General features: G+C 66.7%; 15 protein-coding genes. 3 read left to right on the top strand and 12 right to left on the bottom strand.

The window, feature by feature from the left end; genetic code table 11:
* The first annotated feature begins 14 nt into the window (after nucleotides 1-14).
* The 3 genes from FM104_RS12920 to FM104_RS16560 all read left to right on the top strand — a co-directional run bounded on the left by FM104_RS12920 (nucleotide 15) and on the right by FM104_RS16560 (nucleotide 998).
* Nucleotides 15-344 (top strand): hypothetical protein, encoded by a 330-nt coding sequence (locus tag FM104_RS12920; RefSeq protein ID WP_143738400.1) that lies wholly within the window; start codon nucleotides 15-17, stop codon nucleotides 342-344.
* A 23-nt stretch (nucleotides 345-367) separates the two neighbouring features.
* The gene (locus tag FM104_RS12915) at nucleotides 368-760 is read left to right on the top strand and encodes a hypothetical protein (RefSeq protein ID WP_087132656.1); all 393 of its coding nucleotides are present in this window, start codon (nucleotides 368-370) and stop codon (nucleotides 758-760) included.
* Between the two features lie 61 nt (nucleotides 761-821).
* Nucleotides 822-998, top strand: a complete 177-nt coding sequence (locus FM104_RS16560; RefSeq protein WP_179206797.1) for a hypothetical protein — start codon at nucleotides 822-824, stop codon at nucleotides 996-998.
* Nucleotides 999-1,280: 282 nt separating this feature from the next.
* Here FM104_RS16560 and FM104_RS12910 read toward each other — a convergent pair whose 3' ends face one another.
* The 12 genes from FM104_RS12910 to FM104_RS12850 form a co-directional block, all read right to left on the bottom strand.
* The gene (locus FM104_RS12910; RefSeq protein WP_087132655.1) at nucleotides 1,281-2,525 is read right to left on the bottom strand and encodes an ROK family protein; all 1,245 of its coding nucleotides are present in this window, start codon (nucleotides 2,523-2,525) and stop codon (nucleotides 1,281-1,283) included.
* Nucleotides 2,512-4,104: a glycoside hydrolase family 5 protein gene (locus FM104_RS12905; RefSeq protein ID WP_256971654.1), complete on the bottom strand. Its 1,593-nt coding sequence runs from the start codon at nucleotides 4,102-4,104 to the stop codon at nucleotides 2,512-2,514. The genes FM104_RS12910 and FM104_RS12905 overlap by 14 nt, the downstream gene beginning before the upstream one ends.
* A gap of 28 nt (nucleotides 4,105-4,132) precedes the next feature.
* A complete protein-coding gene (locus FM104_RS12900) occupies nucleotides 4,133-5,044 on the bottom strand; it encodes a carbohydrate ABC transporter permease (RefSeq protein ID WP_087132654.1) in 912 nt (303 codons plus the stop codon).
* Entirely contained in the window at nucleotides 5,031-5,924 is an 894-nt protein-coding gene (locus tag FM104_RS12895) for a carbohydrate ABC transporter permease (RefSeq protein ID WP_256971653.1), read from the bottom strand. The genes FM104_RS12900 and FM104_RS12895 overlap by 14 nt, the downstream gene beginning before the upstream one ends.
* Before the next feature lie 73 nt (nucleotides 5,925-5,997).
* Nucleotides 5,998-7,248 carry an extracellular solute-binding protein gene (locus tag FM104_RS12890; RefSeq protein ID WP_087132653.1) on the bottom strand — a complete coding sequence of 417 codons (1,251 nt, stop codon included), beginning with the start codon at nucleotides 7,246-7,248 and terminating at the stop codon, nucleotides 5,998-6,000.
* A gap of 242 nt (nucleotides 7,249-7,490) precedes the next feature.
* A complete protein-coding gene (locus tag FM104_RS12885; RefSeq protein WP_087132652.1) occupies nucleotides 7,491-9,749 on the bottom strand; it encodes an exo-beta-d-1,3/1,6-glucosidase in 2,259 nt (752 codons plus the stop codon).
* Nucleotides 9,750-10,135: 386 nt separating this feature from the next.
* Nucleotides 10,136-12,052, bottom strand: coding sequence for an RICIN domain-containing protein (locus FM104_RS12875; protein ID WP_179206796.1), 1,917 nt, complete (start codon nucleotides 12,050-12,052; stop codon nucleotides 10,136-10,138).
* Between the two features lie 38 nt (nucleotides 12,053-12,090).
* A complete protein-coding gene (locus FM104_RS12870) occupies nucleotides 12,091-13,470 on the bottom strand; it encodes a glycoside hydrolase family 1 protein (protein WP_179206795.1) in 1,380 nt (459 codons plus the stop codon).
* A gap of 57 nt (nucleotides 13,471-13,527) precedes the next feature.
* A complete protein-coding gene (locus FM104_RS12865; protein ID WP_087132648.1) occupies nucleotides 13,528-14,364 on the bottom strand; it encodes a carbohydrate ABC transporter permease in 837 nt (278 codons plus the stop codon).
* The gene (locus FM104_RS12860; protein ID WP_087132647.1) at nucleotides 14,361-15,338 is read right to left on the bottom strand and encodes a carbohydrate ABC transporter permease; all 978 of its coding nucleotides are present in this window, start codon (nucleotides 15,336-15,338) and stop codon (nucleotides 14,361-14,363) included. Before FM104_RS12860 ends, FM104_RS12865 begins: the two co-directional genes overlap by 4 nt.
* Entirely contained in the window at nucleotides 15,338-16,633 is a 1,296-nt protein-coding gene (locus tag FM104_RS12855) for an ABC transporter substrate-binding protein (protein WP_087132646.1), read from the bottom strand. The genes FM104_RS12860 and FM104_RS12855 overlap by 1 nt, the downstream gene beginning before the upstream one ends.
* Before the next feature lie 60 nt (nucleotides 16,634-16,693).
* Nucleotides 16,694-17,845 (bottom strand): ROK family transcriptional regulator, encoded by a 1,152-nt coding sequence (locus FM104_RS12850; RefSeq protein WP_179206794.1) that lies wholly within the window; start codon nucleotides 17,843-17,845, stop codon nucleotides 16,694-16,696.
* Nucleotides 17,846-17,944 lie beyond the last annotated feature (99 nt).

Here is a 17,944-nt window from a genome sequence, read left to right as displayed (position 1 = left end):
GGTATGTGGTCAGCATGACCGACAAGATGACCGCATACCTGATCGCCGGCGCACGCCTCACCGGATGCAAGGTGTCCCGCAACCTCTGGGGCGGCTACACCGTGTCCGTCGGAAGCGTCGACTACATGACCTCGAAGGACGATACGCGTGACAACCCCGTCATCCGAAACGAGTGGTCGACGGAACGGCTCGGACCGAAGCGCACTCGCCCGGAGATCGAGGGCATGACCCTCGACGACGTCCTCCGCCGCAACCAGCCGGATCTCACGTCGAGCGCCAGCGTGCAGCACTACATCGACACCGGCTGCTACCTCCCCGTCGTCCGCGACGGGGTCCCAGCGTAAGAGCCCGAACGGAGACCAGGAGAATGCCCGAGCTGCCTGACCTGGCGCCGTTGTACGCCAGACATGACGAATCAGATCGCGCATGGCGCGAAGAGCGCCGCCTGTCTGACCCTTCGATCTCGTGGGAGCTGATCGCGGCGGAGCGGGAGCACTACCTCGCCCAGGAACCCGTGGAGTTCTCCGGCGACTCACGACCGGCGCCAGGCAACATCGTCCTGGACCGCGACGGCGACGGATGGGAGTTCGGGAGAACGCGCTGGACACAGCTCAGCGGCAACGACGCGAAGTACCTCCGAGCCCCCGGACTCATGCCCCCGCGAAAGCATGGACCCTACCGGCTCATCGGGCCATCTCACACCGGTGATCGTGCCACCGAATGGACCTACCGCACCATCCGACCCCGCCAGCATCGCTGAACGCCCGGAGGATGACGAAGCGGCCGAGAGGGTCTCTCTGAGCGCAGGGTATGTGGTACCCATGGACATCCCGCAGACCGCCGCATACGCCGCACGGACAACTCGCCTCCGCGCACCACGCGACATCGCCTCCGACGTCGCCGCCGAGCAAGGTCTCGGCGGCGGATCTGCCGACACCTTCCGTCTGATGCAGCTCGCCATCGAGGCGGACCGGGCAGATCTTCTAACGCAACAGTAGAGAGGAACCTCCCACCGAGCAAGGGAAGCCCGCCACCAATCGAAAGAACGTCGTGCCCCGCTCCCGCTTTGGACGTGACATCTGCTGCGGTAAAGCCCGCTTAGCCTCGATCTGCAAGACGTGTGGCGGCTCGCCGGTGAAGGATCACTCTTCAGCCGAGACGCTCGGGGCTCCTGCGTGATCAGCCTGGCGGGAAACCCATCCGGTCCGCGACTGTTCAGACGACGAGAGGCTCGACTGAGGATCTGCGAGGAAAGAGCTAGCACTGCGGGGGCTGCCAACTCAGCCGACCCGGGCGGCGCGCGAGACCGTCTCCTCGATAGGGGCGGCGATCAGCGATTCCAGCGGCATGATCGCCGCACCCAGTGCGACGGCGTCACCGCCGTAGGTGCAGCTGCGCAGTTCGAACTGGCCGGCGGGCCTGGCCAGCGCCGCATGATGGATCGCCTCGTCGATTCGCGATGAGAACCGCTCCATCAGCCGCATGCCCACCCAGCCGCCGATGATCACGCGCTGCGGGTTGAACAGGTTCACCAGGCCGCCCAGGGCGCTGCCGAGCACGTCGATCGTCTCATCGAGCAGCGCGCTCGCGATCGGGTCTCCGGCCTCGGTCGCGTCGAGCAGCTCGCCCATCGCGTTCCAGCCGCTTCCCTCGAAGCGGCCGCCCGCGGACGCCCATCGGTCCAGGATCCCCTGGGCGCCGAGGAACGCCTCCACGCAGCCGCGCCGGCCGCATCGGCACACCGGGCCGCTGCGGTCGAGGCAGACGTGCCCCCATTCGGTGGCCGCGCTGGCCGATCCTCTGACGAGCTCGCCGCCCGAGATCACGCCGAGGCCGACGCCGCGCCCGAGGAGGGCGACGACCGCGTGGTCCACGCCGCGGGCGGCGCCGAACCAGCGTTCCGCCTTCGCGAGGGTCTTCGCGCCGTTCTCCCCGAAGAGCGGGAGGTCGTGTCCGAGCATGGGCCGCACCGCGACCGGCTCCCAGCCGAGGCTCTCGGCATAGAGCGTCTGCCCGCCGTCGGCGTCCGTCTCGACGATGCCAGGGAGCCCCAGTCCGACTCCGACGACCCGCGACCAGCGACCACCGTTGCGCTGACGCAGCGCTTCGACGGCGTCGGTGAGATCGCGGCCGATGGCGTCCGGCGATTCCTCGGTGTCACCGCCGCGGAACTCGCGGTCGATCCTGGTCATGCTGAGGTCGAACATCTCCACGGCGACGCCGCGCTCTCCGACGTCGGCGCCGATGAAGTAGGCGCCGTCGGCGACCGGCTCGAGGACCGACGAGGGCCGTCCGCCCTGGGAGGCGAGGACGCCGGTCTCCGCGATGAGGCCCTCGGCCATCAGGTCACCGGTGATGTTGGTCGCCGAGGCGGACGACAGCCCTGCCGCGGCGGCGATCTCGGCCCTGGTCGCGCGGCCGGCGGTGATCAGATGCGTGAGCGCCGCCGAGCGGTTCTGCGCACGCAGAGAGCGGATGGTGGGCGACCGCCGTGCCGCCCAGGGACCGCTCTCATCCTTGCCCATGACCAGCCAAGGCTACCAACGGATGCCCGCTGTCCTCGCGCACGAGACCGGCCAGTGCGAGCGGGGCGACCGCCATCACCCGCAGGCCCCGTGCGGTGCGGTCGACGAGGGCGGGAACCGCGTTCCCGGCGGGGCCGATCGCGGTGTAGTCGGCGGCGACCGTCTCGTCGGACACCTCGAACTCGAGCCATTCCCCCGGTTCCAGATCCGCCACGATGAGCTCATCGGGCGCGAATGGCGTTCCCGGCCGGAACTCGAACGGGTTGGCCGGGTGCTCCCCGTCGTGCGCGAACCGCAGGGCGACGGCATCCGCCGCCCGCAGGCCGGGCACCGAGGAGGAGCCGGAAGCCTCGTACGACTCCCCTGCGCCGCGGAACCCGTATCCCCAGGCGGGGATCACGGCCGGACGGTCGGCGAGCACGGCGGTGAGCACGTCGTCGCGGCGTTCGCACCGGTCGATGGCGATCGCGTCGACGAGGTCGTCGAGGACGCGTTGCGCGACGGCGGCATCCACCAGATCGCCGTCGATGGCGGCGATGACGTCGTCCCAGCCGGCCGGCGGGACGACGGATACCGGAGACGTCCTGGTGTCGATCTTCTTCCACGGCCAGAGGTTCCAGCCGATGCCGTGCGATTCGTACAGCCGGAAGGCGGCATACAGCCACTCCGGATTGTGCTCGCCGCCCTCGCCCATGTAGATCGGCAACCGCAGCCGCTCCCGCGTCTCCAGGAACGCGGCGATGCTCGCCTCGTCGGCCGGCGACCAGTACTTGTGGAACTGCAGGGCGGAGTTCTCGTCCCAGACCTCCGTGAACAGCGCCCAGTTGGTCGCCCAGTGCGAGCCCTCGTACATGATCAGGTGGTTCTGATCGATCTCGCGGATGCTGCGCGTGAGGTCCTTGTAGAGATCGACGAGTTCGTCCTGGAAGCGGTACTGCCACTCGTTCGGGATCGGCTCGTTGAGCAGGTCGTAGCCGAGCACGACGGTCTCGTCGCGGTAGCGGCGGGCGAGTTCCTGCCAGACCTCGATGGTCCGCTCGCGGTACTCCTTGACCATGAACAGCTCGGGCTTGTTGTTCGGGGAGTCGTCGATGTTCGTGCCGGTCTGCCCGCCGGGAGCGCCGTGCAGATCCAGCAGCACCCGGAGCCGGTGTTCGCGGCACCATTCGATGAGCCGGTCGATGAGCCGGTAGCCCGCCTCGATGGGCGCTCCGCTCCTGTCCTGGATGATGCGGGCGTTGATCGGCAGGCGCACGTGGTCGAAACCGGCCGCAGCGATCTCGGCGATGTCGCGCTCGGTGATGAACTCCTCCCGGAACCGGCGCCAGAACCCGGCTGCCGCTTCCGGACCAGCTAGCCCTACGAACAGCGCCTCGATCTCGCGGGGTGATGCCGCGCCGTCGCCGAACTTCCACATGTAGCCCTCGGGCAGCATCCAGTTGCCGAGCCCGACGCCGCGCAGCAGCAGGATGCTGCCACTGCCGTCGACGAGCTCGGTGCCCTGTCGGCGGACGAAGCCGTCGAACGAGGCGGGCCTGATCGGAAAGGTCCGTCGCGGGCTGGTCTGAGCGAGAGTCACGCTGCTCCTTGTGATTGTCGAGACCAGGTCACTTGAGGCCGGACAGGGCGAAGCCCTGCACGACGTAGCGCTGGAAGATGATGAAGACGATGAGGATGGGCACGACCATCACGGATGCCGCTGCCATCTGCAGCGACGGGTTCACGGCGATCTGCTGGTTGAGCAGCGAGAGCCCGACGGAGAGCGTGTAGAGCTTCTGATCGCTGGCAATGATGAGCGGCCAGAGGAAGCTGTTCCACCCGCCGATGAAGGCGAGCACCGCCTGGACGGCCAGGATCGGCTTGGAGATCGGCAGCACGATCATCATGAAGATGCGGGCCTCGCTCGCCCCGTCGAGACGCGCCGCCTCCAGCAGCTCGGAGGGGATGGTCGACATGAACTGCCGGAACAGGAAGATGCCGAAACCGGAGACGAGCGTCGGCAGGGCGATGCCGATCAGGGTGTTCGTCAACTTCATCCCGTTGAGGATCAGGTACGTCGGGATCATGGTGACCTGGACGGGGATCATCATGGTGGCCAGCACCAGGAAGAACATCCAGCCCTTGCCGCGGAACTCGAACTTCGCGAAGGCGTAGCCGGCCATCGCCATGAACAGCAGACCGACGATCCCGATGAGCACGACGATGAGGGTGTTCGTCAGATACCGGCCGAAGTCCAGCTCGGTGAACAGGCGAACGTAGTACTCGAACGTGGGCGCCTGCGGAAGGAGCGTCGGCGGGAAGTCGATCGACTCGCGCTGTGGCTTGGTCGACGAGAGCAGCATCCACGCGAACGGGAACGCGGTGATGAGTGCGCCGACGGCGAGCACGGCGCCGATGAGGACCGTCAGGCCGGAGGTGCGACGGCTCTGCGCCTGCGGCGTCAGCGAGCGCTGCAGCGGCCGCGGCATCCGTTCTGCGGCTTCGCCCTGCACGGGCGTGCGCGTCTCAGTAATCGACATCATCTCTCCTCGAGCGCATCTGCAGGACCGTGATCAGCGCGATCACGATGAAGAGGATGACGGAACCGGCGCTGGCGTAGCCGAACTGGTTGAGCCGGAAGCCCTCCTTGTAGAGGAAGATCGACATCGACGTGGTCGCCCCGAGCGGACCGCCGTCGGTGAGCACGAACGGCTCGTCGAAGAACTGCATCCACGCGATCATGGTGGTGATCGCCACGAACAGGATCGCGAACCGCAGCAGCGGGATGACGATCGACCAGGTGGTGCGCCAGGAGCCGGCGCCATCGAGCGCGGCGGCTTCGCGATACTCCTTCGGAACGCCCTGGATCGCGGCGAGGAAGATGATGATGTTCAGGCCGGTGCCGCGCCAGATGGCGACGAAGGCGACCGAGAACTTCGCGAGGAGCGGGTCCGAGAGCCACTGCACCGGCGGCACGCCGACCACCGAGAGCAGCCAGTTGAACAGGCCGAACTGCGTGTTGTACAGATACCCCCAGACCAGGGCGATCGCGACGATGCCGGTGATCGCGGGGATGAAGTAGAAGGAACGCAGCGCGCGGAAGAAGCGGCTGTTGCTGCGCGCGAGCAGCAGGGCGACGGCGAGCGAGACGATGACGACGGCCGGTACGCCGATCGCCGCGAAGACGACGGTGTTGCCGAAGGCCTGCCAGAAGTCGGGGTCGGCGAAGAGTCGCTCGTAGTTCGCGATGCCGGCGAACTCGATGTTGCTCCGGTCGGCGAGGCCGGAGATGTCCATGTCGGTGACGCTGACCACCAGGGCGACCAGGAGCGGCAGCACGCCGAAGGCGACGAGCAGCAGCAGTGCGGGGCCGATGAACGCGTACGGTGTCGCCTTTGCAGACATCCTTGCGATGCTCATGCGACTCCTCTCGGGTATGGAATGGCGGTGGGGCCGGAGATCGGGTCCGCGGCCCCACCGCCACGCGGGTGCGTCAGTCGACGGAGATGCCCTCGGTCTGCGAGATGAGGGTCTGGATCGCCTGATCGCGGTCGGCGCCGGTCAGCACGATCGAGTTGAGCGCGGTGAGCAGGTCGGTGCCCACGCCGCCGTCCCAGTTCGGCACGAGCGGCAGGATGCGGGCGTCGGCGAGCTGCTCGGAGTAGACCTGCACGAGCGGGTTCGCAAGCAGCGTCTCGTCGGCGAGCGCGTCGACGTTCGCCGGCAGTTCTCCGTTGATGTCGAACCACTCCAGCTGCGTCGCGGGCTCGGACAGGTACTCGACGAGGTCGAGGGACTGCTCGACCTGGTCGGTGTTGTGCCAGACGGCGAGGTTGGATCCGGCGAACACCGAGGTGGCGGAATCGGAGCCGGCGGGCACGGCCGACACGGTCCACTGCCCCTCGAGCTCGGGCGCGGAGCCGGCGATCGTCGCCGCGAGGTACGGGCCGCTGATCAGCATCGGGGCGACGCCGGAGATGAAGCCCTGCGCCTGGTCGAAGTCGGCGTTCGTCGGGACGCTGCCGTCCGCGTACAGCCCGGTGTAGGTGTCGACGGCGGCCGCGAACTCGGGGGTGTCGAAGTCGACGTTGCCGTCGGCGTCGATGATGTCGCCGCCGTTCGACCACGTCATGAAGACGGGCAGCGGGCTGTCCCACTGCGGGATGTAGTAGCCGTACTGGCCGTCGCCGCGGCCGGCGAGCGTTTTGGCGTCGGCGCGCAGGTCCTCCCAGGTGGTGGGCGGCGAGTCGATGCCGTTCTCGGCGAGGATGTCGGTGCGGGTGAACAGCACGCGGGTGTCGCTCACCCACGGGATGCTGACGGTCTCGCCGCCGACTGCGGATGCGTCGCCGGCGATGCCGTCGGGGAAGTTCTCGGGCGCGAGACCGGGGTGGTCCTCCAGGTGGTCGTCAAGCGGCATCAGCGCGCCGGCGTCGGCGAAGGTGCGGAGCTTGGACAGGCCGACCTGGAGCACGTCGGGGCCGGAGCCGGATGCGACGGCGGTGGTGAGGCGCTCATCGATGCCGTCCCACGGGACCGCGACGACCTCGACCTCGGTGCCGGACTCCTCGGCCCACGGGGCGACGAGCTCTTCGAAGTTCGCGCCGGAGTCGCCCATGATCCAGACCGTCAGGGGACCTTCGGCTTCGCCGCCTTCCGCGGGGCTGTCGGACGTGCAGCCGGCCAGTGCGCCGACAGCGATGGCTGCGGTCACGGCGACCGCGATCTTGCTGATGCTCTTCATTGAGGTGATCTTTCTCTCTGGTGAGGAAGTGTGAAGGGGGGTTTTCTTACGCTTTAGCCTAAGTCGCGATCTGCGGGTCTGGCAAGGACGAGGGCGGATTGTTTCACGTGCCTCTGGACCGGACTGCCATCTCCTCTCGAAAGCGCATCCTCACTCTCGGCGCGCTGACGGTCACGGGAGCCAGCGCACGCGAACAGCCCCTCCGACGGCAGATGCCGCGGGAGGGGCTGTGCGTGCGCGACTCAGCTCTCGACGACGAACCGGGCCGCGAGCAACACCTCGTCGCGCGAGGACGGCCCGACGAGCAGCTCGAACTCCCCCGCCTCCACGACACGGTGCCCTGCAGCATCCACGATCGTGCAGTCGGCGACCGGCAGCTCCAGCCGCACCCGCGCGGATTCGCCGGGCGCGAGCTGCACCTGCTGATAGGCCTTGAGCTCCTTGTCGGTCCAGCTCACCGAGGTCACGGCATCCCGCACGTACACCTGCACGGTCTCCCGCACCGGGCGCGCGCCCGTGTTCAAGACCGTGACGTGCGCGACGATCGTGTCGGATGCGGCGAGCGCCGTCTCCTCGATCTCGAGGTCGCCGTACTCCACGGTCGTGTAGCTGCGGCCCTCGCCGAACGCCCACGCCGGCGACTGGGTGAGGTCGGCGTAGCGGTCGCCGTGCTGGCCGCGGAGCTGGTTGTAGTACGTGGGCTGCTGCCCGACGTGCCGCGCGAACGAGATCGGCAGGCGGCCGGACGGCTCCACTGCGCCGGAGATGATCTCGGCCAGCGCGCGCCCGCCCTGCATGCCCGGGTTGGCGGCCCAGATCACCGCGGCGGCCTTGTCGACGGATGCCGGAAGCACGAGCGGCTTCGAGGCGAGCAGCACCACCACGACCGGCTTGCCGGTGGCGATCAGGGCGTCGATCAGGGCGTTCTGCCCTCCGACGAGCTCGAGGGTCGCGGTCGAACGGCCCTCGCCGACGAGTTCGATCCGGTCGCCGACGACGGCGACGACGACATCGGCCTGCTCGGCATCCGCCACAGCCGCGGCGATGAGCTGCTCGTCGGCCGCGGCGGCCACGATGACCGGCGGTCGGGGCTGCCCGTCCGGGAAGTGACTGCCCTCGGGGTTCGGCGCCTGGGTGAGGATCTCGGCACCCTGCGCGTGCGTGACCGTCCAGTCTCCGCCCGCCACCTGGCGGATGCCGTCCAGGATCGTGGTGATCATCTCGCGGGGCTGGCCGTCGAGCCAGCCGGCCTGGCCTGACCCGCCGGCCCAGTCGCCGAGCTGCGTCTGGGCGTCATCCGCGAGTGGGCCGACCACGGTGACCCTGGTCGGATGAGTCGCGGACAGCGGCAGCACTCCGTCGTTCTCCAGCAGCACGATCGAACGCCGGGCCGCCTCGAGGTTGAGTTCCGCGTGCGCGGCGGTTCCGACAAGCGTGTCGAGCTCGGCGCTCGGCAGCCGCGGGTCCTCGAACAGGCCGAGCTCGAACTTCAGGGTGAGAATCCGGGCGACAGCGGCGTCGAACGCGCCTTCGTCGAGGAGGCCGCGCTGCACGGCATCCAGCGCGCCCTCGAAGAACCCGGGCGTCGTCATCACCATGTCGTTGCCGGCCTTCACGGCCGCCGCAGCAGCATGGGTGTGGTCGGGCTGCACCTTCTGCTCCCACACCATCCTGCCGACGTTGTCCCAATCGGTGATGAGAGTGCCGGTGTAGCCCCACTCGCCGCGCAGCACCTCGCTGAGCAGCCAGTCGTTGACCGTGATCGGCACCCCGTCCATCGACTGGTAGCCGAGCATGAACGTGCGGCATCCCTCGCGCGCGACCCGCTCGAACGGCGGCAGGAACCAGGAGCGGAGCTTCCGCCGCGAGATGTCGGCCTCTGAGGCATCCCGGCCGCCCTGCGTCTCGGAGTAGCCGGCGAAGTGCTTCGCCGTCGCCAGGATCGCGGTCGGATCGGTGAGACCCTTGCCCTGATAGCCGCGCACCATCGCCGAAGCCAGCTCGCCGATGAGGAACGGATCCTCGCCGAACGTCTCGTTCACGCGCCCCCAGCGCAGGTCGCGAGCGATGCACAGCACCGGCGAGAACGTCCAGTGCACCCCGGTGGCCGACACCTCGACCGCGGTCGCCCTGGCGACACGCTCCAGCAGGTCCGCATCCCACGACGCCGCCATCCCGAGCTGCGTCGGATAGATGGTCGCGCCCTCCCAGAACGAGTGGCCGTGGATGCAGTCCTCGGCCACCAGCAGCGGGATCCGCAACCGGGTCTGCGCGGTGAGCTCGTTCGCGCGCACGATGCGCTCGGGAGCGGTGTGCAGGATGGAGCCGACGTGCTTGCCGAGCACGTGGTCGTCGAGGTCCTCCCGCGCGTCGAGCTGGAGCATCTGCCCGACCTTCTCCTCGATGGTCATCCGGCCGAGGAGGTCGGCGACCCGCTCAGGGATCGGAAGAGCGGCGTCCTGGTACGGGAGGATCTCGGTCAGCGTCTCGACGTTCGTCATTTCTCAGTTTCTGTCAGGGTGCGGACGGCATTGCCAGTCGAACAAGTATCGGACCGACGCAGGTTCCAGCAGCTCACGCTCGGCGCACCTGGAAGAGATTCAACCCGGATTCGATTCGGGGCAGGAGTGCACAGCCTCGATCTACCGGTACACCGCGAGTCCTGCCCGCCGCCTTGATCTCGACGATCGGGGTGTCCGCGAATCTGAGTTCCACATCGGCGACTGACGAGTGACGATCCCATGCCACCAGGTAAAGGACCTCATCACCCTCAGGGGAGCGATGGATCCGAGCCAGGATGCCAGAGCGCGATGCTGTCACGAGCGCTTCCAGCGATTCGAGCTCTAGGTGTGGGCGAGGTCTCGGAGACCTCGCCCACACCTCTCGACTAGTTGTACGGGATGAACCGGAACTGCTGGTTGGTGTTCCCCGAGACCGGCGTCCACTGTTGGATCGAGGCGCCGTCGGTCACCGAACCGCTCGCCACATCGACTGCATCGCCACTCGTGCGGTTCACGATCGTGTACCACCCATCGCCGACGTGCTGGATGCTCCACTGCTGGTTCCAGTTGCCGGAGCCCGAGATGCTCCACTGCTGCAGCTGCGTTCCGTCCGTCGTCGTCCCGCCCGGGACGTCCATCGCCTTGCCGCTGCCGACGTTCACGAGGTTCAGGTACCCGTTGCCGGCGTCGGCGAGGGTCCATCGCTGATCGGCGTCGCCATCGTCACTCCACTGGAAGAGACATGCACCGTCATTCGTCGCGCCTGCACAGACCCCGATCGGCTTGCCGCTAGCGCGGGACACGATGCGATAGGTCTTGCCCGCCGTCGGAGACGCGTTCAGCGGCGCTGCGGCCGGAACATCGCCGACGAAGGTGACGACGCTGCGAGAGGGCAAGGTGTAGGAGAACGAGCCGTGACGGTTCCATCTGACATTGAACGTCACAGGGTTCTCGGTCACGTTCGTCGCGACCAGAACTTCGCTCTCATCAGGGTTGGCGAACGCGGCGGTGACGATGCCGTGCGCGTCGACAGTCGAATCGATGCGCACTGCGCCAGGCTTCACGAACCGCGAGATCTGGGCAAGGCTCGACAGGTTCGGGTGAAGTTCCCAGTCGGTCACGCCCTCGTTCGTCTCCACCGTCGCCACCGGGACGCAGCCCACGCAGCCGCCATTGTGCGGGCCGCCCGTGCTGTCGAGTGCGAGGTTCCAGAGGATCGCACCCTGCGCGTAGTTCTGGAACGATTCGAGCGCCATCTCGGCCGTGCTGAACCGGATGATGTCCGTCGGCAGCGTATTCGACGAGCACTCCGTCTCGACGACGATCCGACTGGGATCCATGTTGCGCAGCTTTGTCATGAACGCCGGGTCCGCGTTGTTGTCATAGCAGTGCCATGCCAGGCCGTCCATGACCGTGCTGGTGGTACCGGCCACCATCGCCTCAGCGAACGAGGAGTACGTGAAGTTGTGGTCGAAGCCGAGGATCTTCGGATCGAGGTTCGCCTGCTGCAGCGCCGGGTAGAGGTCGTTGTTCACCCAGTCGAGCATCTGCGTCTCGGACCAGCTCATGCCCGTATAGGTTTCGGGGCAGTATTTCGGCTCGTTCTGCGGGGTGATGGCCCAGATCGGAACGCCTTCCGCCTGATACGCGTCGATCCATCGCACGAAGTAGTCGGCCCACGCGTCGTAGTAGGCCGGGAGCAGCTCGCTGTCCTGACTGTTCGTGTTGCACAGCAGTGAGTTGTTCGTCTTCATCCATGCCGGCGCTGTCCACGGGCTAGCGATGATCTTGAGGTCGGGGTTGATCGCAAGAGCATCTTGAATCACGGGGATGATGTGATCGGTGTCATGATCGGTGAGGCCGAAGTTCGCGAGCGGGTCGCCGGAGGGGCCCTGCGTATCGGCGTTCGTCCAGTGCGTCGCGGCCTCGGTGAAGTCGGATGCCCCCATCGGGACGCGCCACATGGCCATCCCTTCGCCTTCGGTCGTCGAGAAAACACGTGTCATCAGTTCGTCGTAGCGTGTAGGGTTGCTCGTCTTCAGGTCCATCAGCAGGCTCGCCGACGAGTCCGAGAACGATGCGCCGACCCCGAGGTAGGGCTGGTACTCGAGGCTGTCGTCGACTCTGACGTTGATCGCACCATCACTCACGCTCCCGAGCGTCACATCGCTCTGCGCCTGCACATCCTGCGTGCCGGACGAGTTCGACTGCCAGACATCGAGTGTGACCGGCTCGTCCGCTTGCGCTGTGCCGACACCGGCTGCGAGCCCCATGCCGGTGATGAGGGTGCCGACGACCGCCATTGATCGTATGCTCCTGCGTCTCATGGTGTTCCTCTCTTTCATGCCGCCGCACCGTTGCGGCGCACAGTTTCATCGATGCTGGTGGACCCGCGCGCGATGTGCGCGCGATAGGCTTCGGCGCTCGCCTTCGGCATGAGCGTGCCGGTCGGGTAGTCCGTGTAGAAGAGTCCGTACCGCAGCTGATAGCCGAACGGCCACTCGAAGTTGTCCATCAGCGCCCAGAAGTAGTACGCCTCGACTTTGGCGCCGCCGGCGATCGCCGTCTCCAGCGCGTCGAGATACCTCTCGATGAACGCGACGCGCTCCACATCGTCGCAGGTGCCGTCCGGACCGACGTAGTCCCAGAGCCCGATGCCGTTCTCGGTCACCCAGATGGGAAGATCGGGAGTCAGCGCAGCGACCCGCAGGAGCACGCGGGTGAAGCCGTCCGGGCGCACGGCGACACCGTTCGCACTCCGCGGTTCGGGCACCGGCAACTTCTCGATCCCCCGCACGACGAGGTCGGTGCCCAGCTCGGCGGCACGGACCACGTTGTGCTCGTAGTAGTTGATGCCGATGAAATCCATCGGCTCCGCGATACGGGCGACGTCGATGCCGTCGACCGCAGCGTCGACCGCATCCGCACCGAAATAGTCGACCGTCCCGTCCGGGAGCCGCCCCTGCAGCAGGGTGTGCAGGAAGAGCCGGTTCTCGACCAGGTCCGCACGGTCCGCCGCCGCGATGTCTGCGGGCGAATCCGATGCCGGCTCGAGGTCTGAGAGGTTCATCGCGAGACCGACACGGAACCCGGCATCCACGGCACGCAGAGCGCGCACGGCCTCGCCATGCGCGTGCAGCTGCATGAGCGCGGCGCGCAGAGCTGTTGCCTCGTCGCGGATACCTGGCGCGTGCAGACCGCTCAGATGCCCATGGAACGCGGCGCAGAACGGCTCGTTCACGGTGATCCAGTCGTCGACGAGGTCACCGAGCTCCGCGGCGGCGACCCTGACGAAGTGCACGAAGGCGTCTGCGGTCGCAAGACTCGCCCAGCCGCCGCGCTCCTGAAGCCATTGCGGGAGATCCCAGTGATAGAGGGTCACGACCGGCGCGACGCCACGGTCGCGGAGTTCCTGAAGGATCCTCCGGTAGTAGGCGACCCCTTCCGGATTCACCTCTCCGCCCGGGCCCGTGATGATTCGGCTCCAGGCGACTGAGAAGCGGTACGTCTCGAGCCCCAGCCATTCGATCGCCTCGAGCATGGCCTCGGGCTTCTCGTAGGCCTGGCACGCGATCGCGCCGGTGTCACCCCGGGTCGTGTTGCCGGGCACTGCGGTGAAGACGTCCCAGATCGTGGGGACCCGTCCACCGAGGTCGACCGCTCCTTCGATCTGGTAGGCCGCCGTGGCGCTGCCCCAGCGGACTCCATCGAGATTGCTCATCATTCTTGTCTTTCTTTGTCCGGGCGCGTCGATGCGCGCGAGTCGTGAGGCCACGGGTCAGAACCCGCTGCGCAGTCCGCGGAGCAGATAGCGCTGCAGGGCGAAGCAGAGGACGACGGCGGGCAGCGTGAGCACGATCCCGCCCGCCATCAGTTCGCCCCAGTAGATCTTGTAGCCGGTCTGCATCTGCAGCAGGCTCGAGGTCAGCGGCATGATCTCCGTGTCGGTGATGAAAGTCATCGGGAAGAGCAGATCCGTCCATCCGGCGAGGAAGCTGTAGAGCACGGCCGTCATGATTCCGGGGAGCGCGAGCGGGATCACGATGCGGAAGAAGACCGCGAACGGTGACAAGCCGTCGAGCTCTGCGGCTTCCTCCACCTCCTTGGGAACCGTCTCGAAGAACGGCTTCAGTATCCAGACGACGAACGGAAGATTCAGGACCGTGACGCCGACGATGACGCCGCTGACGGAGTTCAGCAGTCCGACCGACTGCATGATGACGTACAGCGGGACGACGAGCGCGGCCGGGGTGACCATCCGCGCGACCATAAGGAACGCGAGCGCGACTCCGCTGCCCCGCCAGGGGTAGCGCGCGAATCCGTAGGCGGCGAGCCCGCCGATACCGACGCTGAGCACGACGGTCGCCACCGCGATCAGCGTCGAGTTGAGAAAGGAGGAGCCGAAGTGGAACCGCGTGAAGAGGTTGTCGTAGTGCTCAAGGGTGAACGCTTCGGGGATGCGCAGCGGCGTCGTGGTGAAGATGTCGGCGTCGAGCTTGAACGACGTGAACGCCATCCAGGCCATCGGCACGAGCATGAGCACGGCGACGACCGTGAGCACAGCACCGGATGCCGTGACACCGAGTCGCTTGCGGGCATGATACGAGATCGTCATCGGGCGTTCCTCCGCTGGGAGACGAGCAGCGCGATGCCGAAGACAAGCGAGATCGCGAGAGCTGCGAGCGCCTGCGCGGATGCGGCGCCGAAATCGAGGTGGGTGAATGCGGTGCGCCAGATCAGGAGTGGAAAGACTCGCGTGTCATCGCCGGGTCCGCCGCCTGTCGTCGCAAAAACCGTGTCGAAGACCTTCGTGAACGCGTCGACCGCGCGGAAAGCGGCGGTGATCACCATGATCGGGAGGATCGAGGGCAGCGTGATGGTGAGCAGCTGACGGAGTGCGCCGGCCCCGTCGAGGGCGGCCGCCTCGTACTGCGTCGGTTCGATGGACATGACCGCTGCGAGCATCACGAAGATGACGAACGGCATCATCTTCCACGCGTCGATGACGATGATGGCCAGGAGCGGATGCTCCACGAGCCACGGCGTGCTGGTTCCGAGCGCAGCGTTCACCGGCCCGAACTGGGCGTCCAACAGCATCCGCCAGGCGTATGCGCCGGCGATCGCCGGCACCGCGAACGGGATGATGTATGCCGAGCCGAGCAGCCGGGAGTACAGCCTGCCCCCGCGGCTGCGGGACCCGAGCATCACGGTGGCGAGCAGGACGGCGCAGAGCGTACCGATGACGACTTCGAGCAGGACCGACGCGACGGTGAACTGCAGTGTCACCGCCAGGGAGTTCGCGACCGCGGAATCGGTGAACAGGGCGATGAAGTTCGACAGCCCGGCCGGCGTCACCTCCGCGGACCTCAGCGGGCGATAAGTGTGGAACGCCAGGAAGACGAGATAGAAGAGCGGATACGCCATCACGATGCCGACGAACACGAGGGACGGGACGGTGAAGGCGAGCCCGATCCGGCGACGACGCCGCAACGGGTCACGCGGCGTCATCGGCGGTGGCGGAGCGACGGTGCGGTCCCGCCGCGAGGAAGGCGCGAAGCCTTCCTCGCGGCGGGCGGTGGCGATGCTCATCACTCGATGGCCTTGCGCCCGGCGAACTTCTCGTTCTGCAGCCAGCTCGCGGCTTCCTCGGCCGTCATCTCGCCGGCGTTGACCTTCGCGATCGCCTCCGAGACGCCGGAGCCGAGCTCTCCCGACCAGGTCGAGTGCAGGTAGGTGAGCCGACCGGCGACCGACTTGAGCAACTCGAGTTCCGGGAGCGCCGCGGCGAACTCGTCCGAGTCCTGCTGCGTCTGAAGAACCGGGAGGTTGCCGGTCTGCTCGGTCTGCGCCAACTGGAAGTCGTCGGAGAGCATCCACTTGATGAACTCACCGGCTCCGTCCGGGTTCGGCGCCGCCTCCGGAATAGTCGCCAGCATGGCACCGAGGTGGGTCTGCTCACCGGCGGGCGGTGCGATGCCGAGTTTGTCGCCCATATCGCCGCCGACGGCGTTCCATGCGTACAGCCAGTTCTGGTAGAGAGCGACCGAACCTGCCTTCATCTGGTTGTCGCAGTCGAAGAAGCTCAGCGACTCCCAGCCGGGGGCGCTCAGCGCGGTGAGCTGCTTGATGTAGTTCAGCGAGGCCACCTGCTCAGGGGTGTCGAGCGTGAGCTCGCCGGTCTCGAGGTCGCCGAAGTTTGCACCCTGCCCGTAGGTGAAGTAGGTGTCATCGAGGAAGACCGACCAGTCGACGCCGCCGAGGCAGGTTCCATAGAGGCCTTCATCGGGCCGGTTGAAGAACGTCGCGATCTCGATGAACTCGTCGAAGGTCGTCGGCGCCGCGAGTTCGCGACCGTACTCGGCCTTGAAGGCCGCCTGCTCCTTCGGGTCCTCGAAGAGGTCCGCCCGGTAGAGCGTCACTGGGAAGTTGTAGTACTGCGGGGCTCCGACAAACGCGCCGTCCTCGGTGGTGAAGAGTTCGTGGTTCACCACATCGGCGAGCGCGTCCTCGCCGATGTACGGCGTCAGATCCTGCACGTGCGCGTGCTTCAGCATCCAGACGGCATCGTCACCGCCCCCGAGGAACACGACGTCGTAGGTGCCGGCATCCTGCGTGAGCTCGGCGACCTTGCGCTGACCCCAGATGTCACGGGCTACCTTATCGATCTTCACGTCGATGCCGGATTCGCTGCTGAACGTCGCGGCTTCTGCTTCGAGCGCGTCGGTCTCAGGGCCCTCGACGGCGAGGATGCGGATCGATCCCGCAGCGGCCTCGCCGCCGGATTCACCGGGCTCGTCGGCAGCGCAGCCGACGAGCAGCCCAGCGGATACCACGGCGATGAGTGCCCCAGACATGACGGTGCGGGTGGTTAGGTGGCGCTTCATTGCATCTCCTTCAGTAGTTCTCGGATTCGGGTTGACGTGATGGTAGTGAGCGTTCAGATGTCAGACGTGCGAGTGCACCAACCCGGTTTCGATGAACCGGTCGATGGGCAGGGTGGCTGCTCCCAGAGAGACGGCATCCACGCCGAGCTGGGATCGCTCGACAGTGACCTGCTCCCCGGGCTGCTTGAGCGAGAAGCGACGCACTGCGGCGCGCAGCTCTTCGAGATGGTCACGGATGATCAAGTCGCCAAACCAGCCGCCGACGATGATCTTCTCGGGGTTGTACAGGTTGACGAGATTCGAGAGTGCCAGGCCTAGGTGCTCGATCAGGTCCTTCATCACAACCACAGCATCGACGTCGCCGGTCCGACTTGCGATGAGAAGTGCATTCACACCCTGCGTCTCACGGCCGGCGAACTCGTCCCCGCCGGTCCAGGCGCGAAGCACGGCCGACGCGCCGACGATAGATTCCACGCAGCCGACGGATCCACAGCGGCAAAGTGGTCCGTCGAGGCTGATCTTGGTGTGGCCCCATTCGCCGGCACTGCTGCTCGCGCCGCGGTACAGTCGCCCATTCGTGATGATGCCAGCACCGGCGCCATCTCCGAGCAGGGCAACGACTGCATGCTGCGTGTCGCGCGCGGATCCGTACCATGCCTCGGCCTGAGTCGTGGTCTTCGCCCCGTTGTCGATGAGGAGAGGGAAACCAAGCTCTGCCTCCAGCCAATCGAACGTCGCACTCTCCCAACCGATGACCTCGGCGTGGACGACCGCGTCGAGAGCGATCGGATGTTCGACGACACCGGGAACGCCGAGGCCGAGTCCGATGACGCGGCTTCTCGGCGTTCCGGTCTCGGCGAGCAGCTCTTCGACATGCCGGGCGATGACCTGCCCCACTTCTGCGGGTTCGATCCGACGACCCGAAAATTCCGTCGTACGCGTGGCGAGCCGCTCCAGGGTGAGCCCGAAGATCGCCGTCGTGATGTAAGCCTCACCCACGTCAGCACCGAAGACGAACGCGGAATGCGGATCCGCGTGGAGCAGCACCCTCCGCCGCCCTCCGGATGAATCGAGGAAACCCGTCTCCTGGATCGTCCCGTCCTCGATGAGTTCGGAGACCAGGTTGGTGACGGTCGCTGGCGACAGGCCGCTGGCAGCACCAAGCTCACTCCGCGAGGTTTCCCCGTCGCGCAGGAGCTGTCGGAGAAGCAAAGCTCGATTGTTACGTCTCACGTCGCGCACGGATGCCTTCTGTCCCACATCAACTCCTTTGTTTCGTTATCAATTTATATTGAAAATTAAGATACATGT

This window comes from Microbacterium esteraromaticum (genome assembly GCF_900163815.1).
Lineage (GTDB): Bacteria > Actinomycetota > Actinomycetes > Actinomycetales > Microbacteriaceae > Microbacterium > Microbacterium esteraromaticum_B.
This window is presented reverse-complemented; position numbering and strand designations above follow the sequence as displayed.